We start from the raw sequence: 17,022 nt of genomic DNA on the forward strand, positions 1-17,022 counted from the left end.
GTCGCGTCAAGCCGGGCTGAGACCCCGCAAGCGTTCAGACCGGCGCCGCAGCAGCTCGACCGTGGTCAGTAGCGCAATCGAGATCACAACAAGAATGGTCGCAACCGCCAGAATGGTCGGGCTGATCTGCTCGCGCAGGCCAGTGAACATCTGCCAGGGCAACGTTTTCTGACTGGCCGAACCGACGAACAGAACCACAACAACCTCATCAAACGACGTGATAAAGGCGAACAAGCCACCCGATATTACGCCCGGCAAGATCAGCGGCATCTGGATTTTGAAGAAGGTCCGTACTGGCCCTGCCCCCATATTCGCCGCGGCCCGTGTCAGGGATCGGTCAAACCCGACCAACGTCGCCGTCACCGTAATGATAACGAACGGAATACCCAGAACCGCATGAGCCAGAACAACTTTGATGTATCCGACAAAGTTCTTGTCCATGCCCAATGTTCCCTCCATGAAACGACCGATGTCGCTGTAGAAAAAGAACATACCCGTGGCCGAAATGATCAGCGGCACAATCATAGGCGAGATCAGGATACCCATGATCGCCCGACGACCGGGCACGTGCGACTGGCTGAGACCTATGGCAGCCAGCGTCCCCAGTGAAACCGATATGACGGTCGCGATTGGCGCGATAATCAGCGAGTTTTTGAAACTGCGCTGCCATTCATTGTTGGTGAAGAAATCACGGTAATGCTTGAGCGAGTAGCCTTCGGGGTCCAAACGCAACATCTCAGGCGTGAAGGTAAAGAAGTCCTGCGCGTTGAACGATAGCGGCAAAACCACAAGGATGGGCGTGATCAGGAACACGAAGATCGCGCCGCAGATAACCCGAAACAGGTAATGTCCAAACACCTGCTGGCCCGTCAAATAGGGCAGCAGCCTTTGCCGATAGCGCCCTTCGTACAGCCAGAAGATGAAGAAGGCAAAGAACCAACCGGCCAGCAAGCCGACGATCAACCCCGTGAATCCGGCGAACAGAAAACCGATCACCCCCATCCCAAGAATGGTGATCCAGCGTGCGACACGTTCATTGTCCAGAACCGTGATATAGACCCAGGCCAGCGCCGCCATCAGCGCGGCACCTATCAGGATGCCCAGCAGGGCACTGCCCTGCCCGGCCCCGACGAACATGCCGAGGAAACCTCCGGCGGCGGCGACTGTGGGCAGAACCATCGACAACGGCTTGCGGGATATTGGTGTAAGTGCTGCCATGGTATTTATCCCAATTTCACGTTATCGATGCCCACGATCTTGTCGTAGCACCAGTACAGAAGCATGACGACCGCCAGCAGGATCGTCCCCAACGCCGCAGCCAGTCCCCAGTTCAGCGAGGACGAGATGTGATACGCAATCCGGTTCGAGATGAAGACACCCTTGGTGCCACCCACGATCTCGGGCGTGATGTAGTAGCCAATGGCCAGAATGAACACGAGGATCGAACCGGCCCCAATTCCCGGAATGGATTGTGGGAAGTAAATCCGCCAGAAGGTAGTCCAGTTGGTGGCCCCCATCGACTTGGCCGCACGGGTATAAGACGGCGGGATCGTCTGCATCACCGAATACATCGGCAGAATCATGAACGGCAGCAGGATATGCGTCATCGCGACGATCGTGCCGATCTGATTGTTGATGATCACAAGTCGCGCATCATCTGCGACCAACCCAAGCCAAACCAGAGTTTCGTTAATGACACCTTGTTGTTGCAGCATCACTTTCCAAGCCGAAGTTCGCACCAGAAGCGATGTCCAGAAGGGCAACAGCACCAGGATCATTAGCATGTTCGAAACACGCATCGGCAAATTCGCCAACAGGTAGGAAACCGGATAGGCCAACAGGATACAGGACCCAGTAATGATCAGGGACATGAACAGCGTACGGCCAAACAGCTTTACAAGTATCTGCTTGTCTTCCGGCTGCGCAGCAACGCCGTCGGGCGTCAGCCTTAAATCGACGGCGGCAAGAAAATAACCGGGGGTCACGTTTCGGGAATGGGTCTTGATCACACGCCAGTTTTCGACGTCCCCCCATCCTTTGTCCGCGTCAATAAGCTTTTCTTTGAACGGCGCATCCGCTTCAGGGTCCCATTTCCGGATTTTTCGACCGGATTTACGGAACAGGGACGAGATGCCCGGTTCTTCATAGTTCAACCGTGATCCCAACCGGGTGTGTTTCTTTTCAGCAACCGCAACGATCATATCATTGACAAAGGCGTCATAGACGGCCTCGTCCGGCAGTTCGCCGCTTTTTTCATCCCAATTTTCCAACGCCACGACCGTCAGAGGCAGCGTTTTTTCCACGATACCGTTTTCCACCGAACGGAACAGCATCGACGCAATCGGAATTATGAACGAGAACAGAACGAACAGAAGAAGGGGCGCAATCAATAACAGAGCGCGCAGCTTTTGCCGTCTTAGTGAACGTGCCAGAGATTGCTTGAGCGGCGTTCCATCCGCGGCCAGCATCGGTCCTGCGTTTTGGCTTGCGTCAGTCATCAGTGCCCCTTGGTTTTATGGGTCAAGGGGCAGCGTGCCGCCCCCTGACTGGTTTTTTGAACTTGAAAGGTTACTGCGACAGCCAGGCCTGGAAACGTGCATCCAGATCATCGCGGTAGTCAGCCCACCATTCGTAGTTGTTCACAAAAGTGTTCTTCGCGTTACGCGGATCGGTCGGCATGTGCGGTGCCATGTCGATACCCAGATCGGCATGCTTATCGACCAGAGGCGCCGAGGATTTACGTGCCGGACCATACGAGATGTATTTTGCCTGATCCGCCAGACGCTGTGTATCGGACGAGAACCGGATGTAATCCAAGGCCCGTGCCTCACGCTCAGGGCTCAGACCAGCCGGGATCGCCCAGCCGTCCAGATCAAACATCTGCCAGTCCCAAGCCATGCCAACAGGCTGATTCTGCTCGACAATCATCGAGAACAGACGGCCATTATAGGTGGACCCCATAAAGATCTCGCCATCAGCCAAAAGCTGAACCGGCTCGGCGGCGGCCGACCACCAGATCGTCTGATCCTTGATCGTGTCCAGCTTGGCCAACGCACGTTCAACACCCTCTTCAGTTTCAAGCGTGTCGTATACGTCTTCGTAAGCTACGCCATCACAAAGCAGGGCCCATTCCATATTGGCGATTGGGCGTTTGTTGAGTGCGCGTTTGCCTGGATACTTCTCAAGGTCGAATACATCGCACGCTCCGGTCGGAGGCTCTACACCTTCCGGCACCATATCGGTGCGATAGCCGAAGGTTGTCGAGTATACGATCGTCGGAATATAGCAAGGTGAGACAAGTTGATCACCAAAGTCCTCAGATGCAGGTGTCCCATCGGGCGCAGGAGCCAGATGCACGTCTGGGTCGATTTCAATAATCAGGCCTTCGTCGCAGGCACGAATATTGTCAGCGGCTTCAAGATCGACAACGTCCCACGTGACGTTGCCCGCTTCGTTCATAGCGCGCAGCTTGGCAACACCTTCGGGCGAGCTGTCATCATTCAGAATGGTGACACCAGTCTTTTCCGAATAGGGCTCGTGATACGCTTTCAACTGCGATTTGGAATACGCGCCGCCCCACGAGACGATTGTCATCTCTTCGGCCATAGCGCCACCAGCAATTGCGGCAACCGCACTCGCCAATAGAGTGGTTTTGGTAACTTTCATTGTTAACTCCCTGTTATTCCCGTTAATTTTAGCTTTTCAGATCAGGTCACGGGGTGCCTGATCATCTGATATCCCGCGCGTCCGGGCAGAGCGCGCGGGTATTTCCTTGCTCAGGCGTCAAGCGCCCGGCAATCATGGGCCAGCCAGCCGATTTCAACCTCTTGGCCCGGCTGCAGTTTTACCGCATCCGGCGCGTTTCGGGTTTTGATGATGAAATCGTCGTTCCCCGCAACAGACAGGCGGAAGCGGAACACGTCACCCATATAGATGAATTCTTTGACCGTTGCCTTCAGCGTATGCGCGTCGGCGTGCAGACGATCTTTGTTGAACTCGACCCGTTCGGGGCGGATGGAAACCTTGGTCCGATCTCCCGGGTTGTGGACGTTTACCGGTTTGGCGTCAATCTCAGACCCATCGTCCAAAGCCACCACGCATGAATCGCCGTCGATGGATTTAACAACGCCTTCCAACGTATTGTTTTCGCCAATAAACTGCGCAACGAAGCTATTTTCGGGTTCTTCGTACAGAAGATCGGGTGGGGCCAATTGCTGAATGCGCCCATCATCGAACACTGCGACACGGTCCGACATCGTCAACGCTTCGGTCTGGTCGTGTGTCACATAGACCGTGGTGATCCCAAGCTCATGCGCCAGTCGGGTGATTTCAAACTGCATATGTTCGCGCAGCTGTTTGTCCAGCGCGCCCAGCGGTTCGTCCATCAGCACCAGTTCGGGTTCGAAGACCAGCGCCCGCGCCAAGGCGATACGCTGTTGCTGACCACCCGAAAGCTGCGCCGGGCGGCGGCTGCCAAAGGCCCCCATCTGAACCATATCCAGCGCGCGCTTGACCTTTTCCTCGCGCTGATCCTTGCCCATTTTCCGCACTTCCAAAGGAAAGGACAGGTTTTCGGCCACGGTCATGTGCGGAAACAGGGCATAGTTCTGGAACACCATCCCGATGCCACGTTTATGCGGGGGAATATTGTTGATCGGTTTCCCGTCCAACATGATCTCGCCATGTGTGGCGGTTTCAAACCCTGCCAACATCATCAGGCAAGTTGTCTTGCCAGACCCTGACGGGCCCAACATTGTCAGAAACTCACCTTTTGGTAACGAGAGGTTTAGATCTTTTACAACGAGTATTTCACCATCATAAGACTTCTGGACACGTTGAAACTCGACGAACGCAGCGTCATTGGACATATACCGACTTGGCTCCCTGTGCGGTCTGTTGGTTGCCCGGTTTATCCGGATCTCAAAGACCATTGGGGACATTTAAGGACATGCAGGGCGCGCCGCGCAACCAAAAATATATTTGAAGCACTACAATTTTGGATACGGTCACCCCTTCAATGATGCGAATTCAGTTCCCGCATGTGCCACGCAAGGCTTTGATTGCTGGACAAAACCGGCTTTCCTAACCGCTCCTGAATCTCACGGATCGCATCAAAAGTTCTTAGATTTGTGCAGCTTATAAAAATAGCTTCAACCGAAGAATCAGCACCTAGCTTGAGCGCTGCATCAACCACAGAGCGCCGCGAAATGCGCACAACTTTCGATTCTTCAGCCTCTCCGAACGAGCCGAAAACATCCATGGAAACCCCGTTTTCGGCGAATGCCCGACGTAATGGTTCGTTCACATCTTGTATATATGGCGACAGCAGCGCGAATTTTGAGACTCCCAAATGCGCCGCGCAGGCCGATGCAGCACGCAAGGGATTGGTGACCACACCGGCATTGCAGGTCTCTTGCACCATACGCTCGACCTGTTCGGATCCGATGACGGAACTGGCGGATGTGCATCCATATCCAACCACCTTGTAGGGGCGAATTTTCGGCAGCAAATCCGCCGCTGCGGGCAAAGCCTTTTCCATTTGCGCCAAGGTATCGGTCGTAACCTCTGCCCCACTTGGAATACGCGAGACATAGATCGGATAGGTTCGATCGGCGAAGTAGGCATTGAACTCGGGCTCAATGGTCTCATCCGTTTGCAAAACGATCAGGCCCATTGGTGAGGCAGCTGGATCATCCGCATCCAACGTATAGGGAAGATAGCTCATATCTGGGGCAACTCCGGGCCGACTCTTGGGCTGATAAAGCGCGGTGCGCCTTGCGTGATGACGATATTTTCTTCGTGGACCAGTATTTTATCGCCCACGGCGATGCCTGGCTCTAATGTCAGGACCATCCCGGGTTCCAATACCGTGTGATCTGATGGGATCAGAGAAGGCCATTCCGTCAACGACATGCCAAGGCCATGTCCCAACCTCCCTGCACCAGTGTCTTCGCTGTTTCGGGACAAGATCGCGTTCATTGCTTGGAACAGATCAGCTGCAGTTGCGCCTGGGCGTGCCGCTTCAAACCCCGCATCTGATGCTTCGATCAACGTGGCATAAGCGTCGCGCACTTGCGCCGACGTCTGCCCGACTGACCAATTGCGGTCGTAATCGCAAAAATACCCGTCCCACACCAAACCCGTGTCCAACATTAAAACATCCCCCGGCACCAATGCGGTTGGACGGGCTGGAGAGATCACGTCTGCATACCCGCCCTGCTCGGCCCCGCCAGCCAGATACGGCACCCAATCCGCGCCTTCCTCAAGGCACAGCATCTGAAAACGGCGGAACACCTCGTCCAGAGCAACATCTTCACCGGCGATCTCAGGCACGCGTTGAAAGGCCCTGCCCCCGATTGCGCAGGCGGTTTCGATCTTGGCGATCTCTGCCTCGGATTTCACCATCCGCAGCGCACGGAGAATACCTCCGTCGCTGCCCAGACGACGGGAACCCAACCTTTCCTGCAACCTGTTAAGATCGGCCAAAGGCATGCGAACATGGGTTTCGTGACCGTCCGGCAGACCGATTACCGCATCTGCAGGGCAGATTTCGCACAAAGCATCGGCCATCAGGCTAACACCATCGTCGGTCAAGTCCGGCGCGCTCCAGGTGCGAATGTCTTCGATCCAGGTTGTCGCCATCAATGCCGACCCGATCGAGGGGATGACAGCGATCGGTTTGCCAGTTGCGGGCACGATCAGGTACCACGGGCGCGTCGGGCTTTCCCAAAACCGGGTCAGATACCCTGTAAAATAGCGAACCTCGGGTTCTGTGGTCAGCAACAGCGCCGACAGCCCCTCTTGCGCCATCCGATGTTGCGCACGCTCGGTCCGCGACTGGAATTCGGACGCTTCAAAGCCCCTCATTCGGCAATCTCTGAGATAATGCACAGAACACGAGCATTTGGTTCGATGCCTAGACCCGCCCGCGCATCTGCATTCATCACGGCGGCAACCCCCGCCCCGCCCGAAGCCGTTGTAGCGATGCCAGCATCGGCCATTGCGGGAAGATGTTCAGTCACCTGCTCATCGGTTAGGGTCAGGAAACTGTCGGCATCCCTGGCCAATCCGTTCAAGGCAATCAGAGACGGTTCCTTGCAATCGAGACGCCCCATGACGCTGTCCGGACCATCGGCGAACACGCAGGCGCCAGCCTCAATACTGGCTTGCAAGGCCGGAGCTGCATCGGGTTCGACAACGATGATCTGAGGTTCTTGCCCCCAAGCCGTCCTCATATAGGCTGCGGCCGCTCCGGCCAAACCACCAACACCGGCCTGCAACATGATATGGGTCGGCACTTGCGGGCATTGGCGCACAGCTTCGGCGGCCATCTGCAGGTACCCCTCCATCAGAGTATGCGGCAGTTCGTAATACCCCTCCCACGAACTGTCCGACAGCAATATCCATCCGTTATCCTGTGCTGCTTTACTTGCGGCCTCCATGCTGGCGGCATAGTCCACGCCCTCGCGCACAACATCAGCACCCTGAGCGCGCAGGCGTTCGGCAAAGCTTTCGGGTACGGTGTCTGCGATATAGACGACAGAATTGGCCCCGAAACGGCTCGCACCGGACGCGACACTTAGGCCGTGATTGCCTGCGCTGGCGGTGACATAAGTCCGACCCGCCAGTGTCGAGGCGTCCGGGTTTTCCGCGATATCCGCCGCATGGCGCGCGATGACATAGGCCGCACCCAAGGCTTTGAACGACCCCAGATCCATCCGACCACGTTCATCCTTTGCCCAAAGGTGTGCGACATCGGCCAACCCCTTCACTTCGGTCAGAGGCGTTTCTTTGTCCGACAGGCAGCGTGCTATCAATTCTGAAGCGCGCGCGACATTGGTCGAAGGGTACGGCGCGGCCTCGATCAGTTTCTGGCCGCCGCGATGAGGGTTGGATGTGATTTTCAATTGAGCGTCTTTCCTGAGTTGCCCATTGACGTGATCGGATTCGTCAAGTTCTGTCAACAAAACTCGGTCACCACAGGAGCGTCCCATGGCCCATGCCAATCCGGCATTCAGCCCATCTGAGTATGATCGTCGGCTGGCAAAGACGCGTGCTGCCATGGCAGCAGCCGGTCTGGATGGGCTGTTCATTGAAGACCCGTCTAATATGACATGGCTGACGGGATATGAGGGTTGGTCATTCTACGTGCATCAGGGCGTATTGGTTCTGCATGACCGTGACCCGATTTGGTGGGGCCGCAATCAGGACGCCAACGGCGCGCGGCGCACGGTCTGGATGAAAGACGATCGGATTCGCGGATACGCGGATCACTATGTGCAATCGACCGTCCGCCACCCGATGCAGGACCTTGCGGCTGTGATCCGGGACTGTGGACTGGCAGCGGGTCGGATCGGTGTCGAATTGGACAACTACTATTACTCGGCCAAGGCGCATCTGACCTTGATGGCCGAACTGCCGCAGGCCGAATTGGCCGACGCGAATGGACTGGTGAATTGGCAACGTGCGGTGAAATCGGATGAAGAAATTGCCCTGATGCGCAAGGCCGCGCGGATCTCGGAACATGTTATCGACGGTGTGCTTGACCGGATCGAACCCGGCCTACGTAAGAACGAACTGGTCGCGCAGATTTACCACGATGCGATCCTGGGTGTGGGCGAGGATTGGGGGGACTATGCCGCCATCGTGCCACTGCTGCCTTCCGGCTCGGATGCTGCGGCCCCGCATCTGACATGGGATGGTGCGCCGTTCAAATCCGGCGAATGCACATTCTTTGAACTCTCTGGCTGTTACCGCCGCTACCACACGCCTTTCTGCCGCTCAGTTTTTCTGGGTCAACCACCCGATTATCTGTTGCGAGCCGAAGCGGCGTTGGTCGAAGGGCTAGAGGCCGGGCTGGACGCTGCCCGCGCGGGCAATCAGGCGCGGGATATTGCACTGGCTCTGGCTGCCCCATTGGAACGCGCCGGGATCGAACGCGGTGCGCGGTGCGGCTATCCGATTGGCCTCAGCTATCCGCCGGATTGGGGCGAGCGCACAATCTCTTTGCGCCCCGAGGATGAGACCGTTCTGGAACCCGGCATGACCTTCCACTTCATGCCCGGTCTTTGGATGGACGACTGGGGGCTTGAGATCACAGAGTCGATCCTGATCACCGAAACCGGAGCCGCGGAGTGCTTTTGCAACCGGCCCCGAAAACTGTTCGTAAAGCCATGACCCTGCTAAGAACCAAGGAAATCCTTGCGGACCTGATCGCCTTTGAAACGGTGTCCGCTGACAGCAACCTTGAGATCATCCGCTATTTAACCGAACGCCTTGAAGCTTTGGGCGCGCGCTGTATCGAAACGCGGGATGCAACGGGCAAAAAGGCCAATGTCTTTGCCACGCTCGGGCCGGAAATGGCGGGTGGCATTTTGCTGTCAGGCCATACGGATGTGGTTCCGGTGGCCGATCAGGACTGGACAACGAACCCGTTTGAGATGACCGAAAGGGACGGCAAACTCTACGGTCGTGGCACCTGTGACATGAAAGGGTTTATCGCCGCCGCGTTGGCCTTTGCCGAGACCTTGGACGTAAGCAAACTGACCCAACCGCTGCATTTCGCCTTTACCTATGACGAAGAAACCGGCTGTCTGGGCGCGCAGAACCTTGTCAGTGACCTATCCGAGCGCGGCATAGTGCCAGACATTGCCATCATCGGCGAACCGACCGAGATGCGCGTGATCGAGGGGCACAAGGGCTGCTTCGAATACACCACCAGTTTCGTTGGGCTTGAAGGGCATAGTTCGGCCCCTGATGACGGCGTCAATGCGGCTGAATACGCGGCGCGCTATATCGGCAAACTACTGGAGCTGCGTCATATCTTGAAATCGCGCGCGCCAAAGGGCAGCCCGTTTGAACCGCCCTGGACCACGGTCAATGTCGGGCGCATCTCGGGCGGTGTTGCCCATAATGTCATCGCCAGCAAAGCCGAGGTCGCGTGGGAAATGCGCCCCGTTCAATCCAGCGACGCCGAACTGGTCAGAAGCACTTTGTCGGATTACGTCAAGCACAGCCTGCTGCCTGAAATGCAGGCCGTCCACCCTGAAGCCAGCATCACGCAAGAAGCCGTGGCCGAGGTTGAGGGGCTTGAGCCCATGGACGAAAACGCCGCGCGCGAATTGGTGGCCGAACTGACCGGCGCCAATGGCACTGGCGTCGTCGCTTTCGCCACCGAGGCCGGCCTGTTTCAGCAACTGGGCGTACATGCCATTGTCTGCGGGCCGGGCTCGATCACCCAAGCGCACAAAGCGGACGAGTATGTCGAGATCGAGCAGCTTGATCTGTGCTGCCGAATGCTGAACCGCCTGGGCCGCCGCCTGATCGCTTAACCAGCTCCGTGTGTGCGGTTATAGGCCGAGCGCGCGGGTTGCACATGCGCGGCGCGCGCATCCTCGCCCGGATCATAGACCTCCATCACCAGCGGATAGCAGGCGGCAGCGTCCGAGGAATGCTCCGACGAACAATCCCCTCCGGGACAGGCCGAAAGACCGACGATCAAGTCGATCTCGGCGTAGAACTCAAGATAGTCGCCGGGGCGCACCGGGCTTGCCTTCATGAAATACTGCCCGGTGTCTCGGGTGAACCCGGTACACATGAACACGTTCAGGACGTCATGCACCAGCATCTCGGCCTCGTGCAACGGCAGGTTGCAATGGCTGGCCAGCGCACGGGTCAGGTTGGAATGGCAGCAATAATGGTAATCGTCGCCGGACAACAACCGCCCCGTATAGGGATCGCAGCGCGTGCCGATTACGTCATGGACCGAACCGCCGAACGCGTCGAACCCGTACCAATCCAGCGTATCATCGACGACAGTCGCCATTGGGCGCATGTTGGGAAAGCTCGACCACATGCGATCCCCGGTCGACAGATGGGTGCCGTGCAGAGCGCGGGTTTTGCCGGAATAGAACCGCTCGGACAGGTCGTGCTTGTTCCACATGTTCAGGTCGCCGACCTGCGGACCATCAACAGACAAGACCCGAACAAACGCCCCGGCGGGCACGTCGATACAGGCCGCATCACGCGGGGCTGCGATAGCCTCGGCGGTCTTGCTGGCCCCCTGCCGCAGTTTGGCCAACGCGGTCAGGTCCGGTTGCGTCAACGTCTCGGGCGGGTAGCAGATGACCGGTTGGATGGCCTTGCGATCATCTGCATCCGTTGGTGCCGCGAAGTTCGGGTTTACCAGTTTCATCAACGCTCTCCCCATGCTTTTGCACAGGCTTAGCGCATAATGAACGGGTTCGCCATCGGCTCTTGCGCGGTGTTGATCCAGGTTGTTTTGGTTCTGGTGTAATCCAATATTGCCTCAACCCCGGCCTCGCGCCCATAGCCCGATTGGTTGAACCCGCCAAAGGGCGCAATCGGTGAGATCGCACGATACGTATTGACCCAGCAAATCCCTGCTCTGATCCGTTTCGACACCCGATGCGCCCGCGCGAGATTCTGCGTGAACACGCCTGACCCCAGCCCATAAGGTGTGCTGTTCGCCAGCGCGATCGCTTCATCCTCGGTATCAAACGGCAACAGAGACATCACTGGCCCGAACATTTCGACCTTTAGCGTTTCTGTATCAGCCGAGGCGCACTGAACCAGTGTTGGCTTCATGTAATTCCCCGGTCGATCCGCGATCTCGCCCCCAAAGCGGACCGTCGCGCCCTGCCCGCGCGCTTTGGCCAGCGTTTCCTCGATCCGTCGCACCTGTGTTGCAGTGCAGAGCGGCCCCACATGCGTTTCCGCCTGCAGTGGGTCGCCCAGCCGGATGCCGCTGGCCTTTTGCTCAATCCGTTCGATCAGCGGTTCCAGAATGGATCGATGCACCAAACCTCGTGTTCCTGCTACGCAACTCTGCCCCGAGGCGCCAAAGTTCCCGGCGATCAGACCATTGGCCGCGCCATCCAGATCGGCATCTTCAAACACCAGAATCGGGGATTTGCCGCCCAGTTCCAATGAGGTGACAGCAAAGTTCTCGGCCGAGTTGCGCACCACATGCCGCGCAGTCTCTGGCCCACCCGTAAAGGCAATACGGTCAATATCCGGGTGGCGGGTCAGCGGAATGGCGCAGTTTTCAGCGTCACCTGTGATGACCGAGACGACGCCGGGTGGAAACCCGGCCTGTTCAATCAACCGCGCAAACTCCAGCATCGGCGCAGGCGCAATTTCTGAAGCCTTCAAAACGACCGAGCACCCCGCCGCCAGTGCCGGACCCAATTTGGTCGCCGTCAGGAACATCTGCGCGTTCCATGGCACGATGGCAGCAACAACTCCGATAGGTTCGCGGGTCGTAAAGACGTGCATGTCGGGCTTGTCAATAGGCAGAACCGTTCCTTCGACCTTATCCGCCAGACCCGCGAAATAGCGGTAGTAGTCCGCTACATAACCCGTTTGTGCCGAAGTTTCCGCCAGCAGCTTGCCGCTATCGGTCGTCTCCAGTTCACCCAACTTAGTCGCATGTTCGGCCACCAGATCGGCCAGCCGGTACAACAGCTTGCCTCGCGCAGTCTGCGTCATATCCCGCCACGCCGGATCGTCCAGAACGCGTTTGGCAGCCGCAACTGCGCTATCGACATCCGCGGCCGAGGCACAAGCGAACGTGGCCCATCCCTGCCCCGTCGCTGGGTTTTCTGATGTCATGACCTGTGCGTTTGACCCTTCGGACCATTTGCCATCAATGAACAGTTGAAAATGCGGAAGATTTCCCATGGTGGTCCTCACTGAAAAGCTGGCATAACGTCGTCGATGAACCGCGCCAGAGAGGCGCGTTTACGTTCGTTGGTCATGCCGCTGTCGACCCAGAACGAAAACTCATCATATCCCAGGTCCTCGTACCGTTTGATCCGGTCAATCACCTGCTGCGTGGTTCCTACGGTCAGATCGCGGCCCAGCTTTTCGGTGGTATACATCGGGTTGGCGTCCATTTCGGCCTGCGTGATCGGTTCGATCAAGCCCTGCTGGATTGGTCGTTTATTCAGGAACCACGCACCGAAATAGTTATAGTAGCGCCGCAAATCCTGAATGCCCTGCGCCACGTCGTCATCATCCTTTCCAACATAGGTGTGATGCAGCAACATGATCTTTGGACGCGGCCCCGCATAGGTGTCGCAGGCATCGTTGAACCGACCCATCAGCGTTTCGATCTCCTCCATGCCCTGCCACAGCGGCGTGACCTGAATGTTAAATCCGTTATGGACGCCGAACTCGTGGCTGTTCGGGTCTCGAGCGGCGATCCATATAGGCGGGCCACCATCCTGCAACGGTTTCGGGGCCGAAGTCGTGGCCGGGAAGGTATAGAACTCACCATCATGCGCGCAGTCCCCTCGCCAAATTTGCGGCAATAGTGGCGTAGACTCTCGCATCCTTTGACCGGCTTCCCAAGCGCCCATCTCGGGCATCAGACGCTCGTATTCAAAGGAATAGGCCCCGCGTGCAATGCCCAATTCGATCCGGCCCTTGGTGATCTGATCTGCCGCTGCGGCCTCACCGGCCAGCTTGATCGGATGCCAAAATGGCGCGACCACCGTACCCGTGCCAAGGCGCACATTCTTTGTGTGATGCGCCAGATCGACCAGAGACAGGAACGGATTTGGAGCAATGGTAAATTCCATTCCATGATGCTCGCCCGTCCAAACCGCGCGCATCCCGCCCTCATCGGCCATTTTCACCAGACTAACGAACTCGTCGTACAGAACGTCATGCGGCTGCTCCGGCGTCAGGCGTTCCATATGGGCAAACAGCGAAAACTCCATCAATCGGCTCCTTTAGCGAAAACTGTGAATGTCGCCGCGTTCGGCGTCGCCCAGATACAAGGCGAAATCCCCGGTCTGAACCTCGCGTGCAAAGCGGGTCATCATGTGGTGAATGCCTTGGGTGGCGAAGGTCAGGTTGGGCAGGTTCGCAACCGGTACCCACTGGGCATTCGTAGATGCGCAGGGCTGATCTGCTGACGCCAGGAAAAACGTATATTGCAGCTTGGTCTCGGCGTCATTGAACGACGAATAGACCTGTTCGATCCGCGCATGGATACCGCGTTCCGACAACCCCTGCGCCAGCCTGTTCCGTTGACCACCAGTCTCAGCACCCGAGACTTGAACCGGGCGAAACGCAGCGCCATGGCGTTCCAGAAGCACTTGGTCGCCAGCAGTAATTAACGCACCGCAAACCGTTGGGACTTTGGCGTCCATTTCGGCCTCAAGACCCAGGCTGAAATACGATCCGCCCACATAGCCCAATCCGTCGCCTGCAACGTGTGAGAATTCAAGCACACGGCCCATCAGGATGGTATGATCGCCTGCCGGAATGGCCTGATGGGTTTCGCAACAGAATTGCGCCACCGCTCCGTCGATCAGCGGCAAGTCATGCTCGCCGTTATGATGGGGAACTTTCGCGAACCGGTCGCCTTTATACCCTGCAAAAGTGTTCGAAACCTCTTGCTGACCTTCAGCCAGAATGTTGACGGCGAAATGACGGCAATCGGTGAACACTTCATAGCTGGACAGGAACTTGCCTGGGCACACCAGCAGCAGCGGCGGGTCTAGAGACACCGAGGAAAACGAGTTTGCCGTGAACCCAACCGGCACGCCATTTTCATCGCGGGTGGTCACCACTGTCACGCCGGTCATGAAGCTGCCAAAGGCATCGCGCAGGGCGCGTGGGTCCAAAGTAGTCATGTCAGGCACTCCTGAACAAAGGGCAAGAGCGTGGCGTTGACCTGCGCCGCATGGGTCATCGGCATCATGTGTGCTGCACCGGGGATGATCTCTACCCGCCCCTTTGGTGCAAGGCTGGCCATCTGTAGCGACATAACGGGGGTCGAGTTCGGCTCATCCGCGCCGGTCACAAACATGGCCGGACATGTAACCGCAGCCAACTGCGCTTCGGTCGGGCCGTCGCTTTCGGCAAAGACCGTATAGGCCGCCTTATAGGCGCGTGGATCGACCTCTTGCAGCCATCGCGCGCAGGCATCGCGTTCCGCTGATGCACTCTCTGCAAACCACCGGCGCAGAGTGACCGAGGCGTCGTTCGGCTGCTGCGCATCAAGCGCATGAGCCCGCGACAAGACTGCTTGTCGCGCCGCGAAGGAGCGCTTGTAGATGGCGTTCAGGGCCGCAACCCCTTTGACATTTCGATTGTCCGAGGCCGCTATTTGCGTCGCAATCAGCGCACCCATCGAATGCCCGATCAGCACCGCAGGCTCGTTCAACAACGCGGCAACCGGCGCGGCGTAGCTATTCAGTCCACTTGGCGCGGTAAATGCCGTTTCCCCGTGACCCAGCATGTCCGGGCAAACCACGCGATACCCAGCAGAAACCAAAGGCTCGATCTGCCCGCCCCATGCTTCGGCCCGCAGACCGACGCCGTGCAACAGCACGACCAGAGGCCCCTCGCCCACGTCAATCGCGGCCAGATCATCGAACTTAGACCGAGGCCGGGTTGTCCACGTCATGACCCAAATCCTTCAAGTCCTGATAACGATCCCCAATCCGATGGTGCGGACGTCCCGTCGTCGCGCCGCCCAGCACAATCACAACCTCATCAGCGCGCGGTGCGTCGGGAATGGCGAATTGCAGCGTCAGATAATGCGACCGGCGACCGGCATCGTTCTTGTCCATCAGCGGCACCATGATCGGTGCGTTGGCTGGCCCTCGGGTATTGGTGAAAGACAGGTAGGATTTCGCCCCAACCGCCTGCCGGAAATGATTACCGAAATGCAGCGTGTGGATCAGGCCCGAGGCATGCTCGACCTCTCCGTCCAGCCCGACAACACCGGCCTTACCATAGGCTTCGATTGCATCGCCGCTGCCAGCCAACGCAATCATTCGTCCGGTCAGTTCCTCACCTAAAACAGGGGCAAAGCTCAGAATCTCAGGCCTCAGGTCCTCGACATAACGTCCGGCCCATGGGTTGGTGACCACAGCCGCCACCGCGAACATCCGCCATGGGCGGTCTGCCTTGCGAAACCCTTCAACCAGAACCTCTTCGTCGTAGGTCACGATTTTTCGAATATTTGGCTGCACAAACGCCCCCTGTGATTGATTGGCAAACTATCCTCGGCCAGGGGCTGCTTTGACAAACGAAAGAACTTTGGTCTTAGGTATTAGTGACTCTAATATGTAGGTTACAAATGCCCAAAACCCTGCCCCCGCTCACGTGGTTCAGATCGTTCGAAGCCGCCGCACGACGGCTCAGTTCCACCGCAGCCGCTGATGAGATCGGCCTGACGCAATCCGCCGTCAGCCAACAGATCAGATCGCTGGAAACGCGGTTGGGTGTGGTGTTGTTTCACCGCCACGCGCGCGGCCTGTCGTTGACCGACGAGGGTCGCAAGCTGCTGCCACAGGTCGAAGCCGCGCTGGAGATGCTGCACGCGGCGGCGTCACCGTATCTGGCCGAGGAACGCGCGCGTCACCTTACCGTTGCGGCGTCGGTCAGCGTGCTGGAATGGGTGATATCCCCCGCGTTGCCGCAATTCCGGTCGCGAAACCCGGACACATCCGTCCGTTTTGTCAGCACGATCTGGCCGGATGAATACTCGGCCTCTCGCGCGGACATCGAAATACGGTTCGGATCTGCAAAACAGGTGGGTCGGGACGCAACCGAACTGTTGCCCAATGACCTGATCGCGGTGAAATCTCCCCAGTTGGACGGCGACTTGCCGGACCTGCCGTTGATCGAGGCGGTCGGCACATCCGGCAATTGGTCGTCCTGGTCCGAGGCAACTGGGTACACAATCCCAATCCCCACCTTCTACGTGGATTCTTACGGTCTCGCTCTACAACTCGCCACCACCGGAAACGGGGTGGCTTTGGTCAACGCTTTGGTCGCGGAACATGCATTACGCACCGGTCAGGTCATACGTGCCACCGAAGCTTCGGCCCCCGCAACCGAAGGATATTTTCTGGCGGTCCAACGCCGCTCGCCCGAGGTAGACGCATTTCTGGAATGGTTTTCCGGCGCACTGCCTGAGGTAAGTCGCGTTTAACGTCTGATTCAAACAAGTGGATGTCGCATCTGAGGATATCCAAA

16 protein-coding genes are annotated in these 17,022 nt (G+C 57.7%); 3 read left to right on the forward strand and 13 right to left on the reverse strand.

The genetic code is table 11. The annotated features are described in order from the left end of the window. Positions 1-6 precede the first annotated feature (6 nt). The 7 genes from ACR0M2_RS01340 to ACR0M2_RS01370 form a co-directional block, all read right to left on the reverse strand. The gene (locus ACR0M2_RS01340) at positions 7-1,218 is read right to left on the reverse strand and encodes an ABC transporter permease (RefSeq protein ID WP_170348513.1); all 1,212 of its coding nucleotides are present in this window, start codon (positions 1,216-1,218) and stop codon (positions 7-9) included. Positions 1,219-1,223: 5 nt separating this feature from the next. After that, positions 1,224-2,498 (reverse strand): ABC transporter permease, encoded by a 1,275-nt coding sequence (locus ACR0M2_RS01345; protein WP_170375062.1) that lies wholly within the window; start codon positions 2,496-2,498, stop codon positions 1,224-1,226. Positions 2,499-2,568: 70 nt separating this feature from the next. Then, the gene (locus tag ACR0M2_RS01350) at positions 2,569-3,666 is read right to left on the reverse strand and encodes an ABC transporter substrate-binding protein (protein WP_170348511.1); all 1,098 of its coding nucleotides are present in this window, start codon (positions 3,664-3,666) and stop codon (positions 2,569-2,571) included. A gap of 110 nt (positions 3,667-3,776) precedes the next feature. Further along, positions 3,777-4,868 (reverse strand): ABC transporter ATP-binding protein, encoded by a 1,092-nt coding sequence (locus ACR0M2_RS01355; RefSeq protein ID WP_170348510.1) that lies wholly within the window; start codon positions 4,866-4,868, stop codon positions 3,777-3,779. A gap of 146 nt (positions 4,869-5,014) precedes the next feature. Then, positions 5,015-5,725, reverse strand: coding sequence for a maleate cis-trans isomerase family protein (locus tag ACR0M2_RS01360; RefSeq protein ID WP_480703849.1), 711 nt, complete (start codon positions 5,723-5,725; stop codon positions 5,015-5,017). Then, on the reverse strand, positions 5,722-6,867 hold the full coding sequence (locus ACR0M2_RS01365; protein ID WP_480703850.1) for a M24 family metallopeptidase: 1,146 nt from the start codon (positions 6,865-6,867) through the stop codon (positions 5,722-5,724). Before ACR0M2_RS01365 ends, ACR0M2_RS01360 begins: the two co-directional genes overlap by 4 nt. Next, positions 6,864-7,907 (reverse strand): pyridoxal-phosphate dependent enzyme, encoded by a 1,044-nt coding sequence (locus ACR0M2_RS01370; RefSeq protein WP_170358175.1) that lies wholly within the window; start codon positions 7,905-7,907, stop codon positions 6,864-6,866. The genes ACR0M2_RS01365 and ACR0M2_RS01370 overlap by 4 nt, the downstream gene beginning before the upstream one ends. A gap of 85 nt (positions 7,908-7,992) precedes the next feature. Here ACR0M2_RS01370 and ACR0M2_RS01375 point away from each other — a divergent pair, with 85 nt between their 5' ends. Together ACR0M2_RS01375 and argE are read left to right on the forward strand one after the other, a co-directional pair. Beyond that, positions 7,993-9,177, forward strand: a complete 1,185-nt coding sequence (locus ACR0M2_RS01375) for a M24 family metallopeptidase (RefSeq protein ID WP_480703851.1) — start codon at positions 7,993-7,995, stop codon at positions 9,175-9,177. Next, entirely contained in the window at positions 9,174-10,331 is a 1,158-nt protein-coding gene (gene argE, locus ACR0M2_RS01380; protein ID WP_480704211.1) for an acetylornithine deacetylase, read from the forward strand. Before ACR0M2_RS01375 ends, argE begins: the two co-directional genes overlap by 4 nt. On the opposite strand, the gene ACR0M2_RS01385 is transcribed toward argE, so the two are convergent. From ACR0M2_RS01385 to ACR0M2_RS01410, 6 genes are read right to left on the reverse strand one after another with little or no spacing between them, the layout of a single operon-like run. Then, positions 10,328-11,194 carry an urea carboxylase-associated family protein gene (locus ACR0M2_RS01385; RefSeq protein ID WP_480643730.1) on the reverse strand — a complete coding sequence of 289 codons (867 nt, stop codon included), beginning with the start codon at positions 11,192-11,194 and terminating at the stop codon, positions 10,328-10,330. The two genes, argE and ACR0M2_RS01385, sit on opposite strands and share 4 nt — an antisense overlap. 29 nt (positions 11,195-11,223) lie before the next feature. Next, positions 11,224-12,702, reverse strand: a complete 1,479-nt coding sequence (locus ACR0M2_RS01390; protein ID WP_480703853.1) for an aldehyde dehydrogenase — start codon at positions 12,700-12,702, stop codon at positions 11,224-11,226. A gap of 8 nt (positions 12,703-12,710) precedes the next feature. Continuing rightward, entirely contained in the window at positions 12,711-13,745 is a 1,035-nt protein-coding gene (locus ACR0M2_RS01395) for an LLM class flavin-dependent oxidoreductase (protein WP_480703855.1), read from the reverse strand. A gap of 12 nt (positions 13,746-13,757) precedes the next feature. Then, positions 13,758-14,666: a flavin reductase family protein gene (locus ACR0M2_RS01400; RefSeq protein ID WP_480703856.1), complete on the reverse strand. Its 909-nt coding sequence runs from the start codon at positions 14,664-14,666 to the stop codon at positions 13,758-13,760. Beyond that, on the reverse strand, positions 14,663-15,442 hold the full coding sequence (locus ACR0M2_RS01405; RefSeq protein ID WP_480703857.1) for an alpha/beta fold hydrolase: 780 nt from the start codon (positions 15,440-15,442) through the stop codon (positions 14,663-14,665). Before ACR0M2_RS01405 ends, ACR0M2_RS01400 begins: the two co-directional genes overlap by 4 nt. Then, the gene (locus ACR0M2_RS01410) at positions 15,414-16,013 is read right to left on the reverse strand and encodes an amino acid synthesis family protein (RefSeq protein ID WP_480703859.1); all 600 of its coding nucleotides are present in this window, start codon (positions 16,011-16,013) and stop codon (positions 15,414-15,416) included. Before ACR0M2_RS01410 ends, ACR0M2_RS01405 begins: the two co-directional genes overlap by 29 nt. 107 nt (positions 16,014-16,120) lie before the next feature. Between ACR0M2_RS01410 and ACR0M2_RS01415 the strand changes: the two genes are divergently transcribed. Continuing rightward, entirely contained in the window at positions 16,121-16,978 is an 858-nt protein-coding gene (locus tag ACR0M2_RS01415) for a LysR family transcriptional regulator (protein WP_480703861.1), read from the forward strand. Positions 16,979-17,022 lie beyond the last annotated feature (44 nt).

The sequence above is a fragment of the Ruegeria sp. BE10 genome (genome assembly GCF_056538905.1).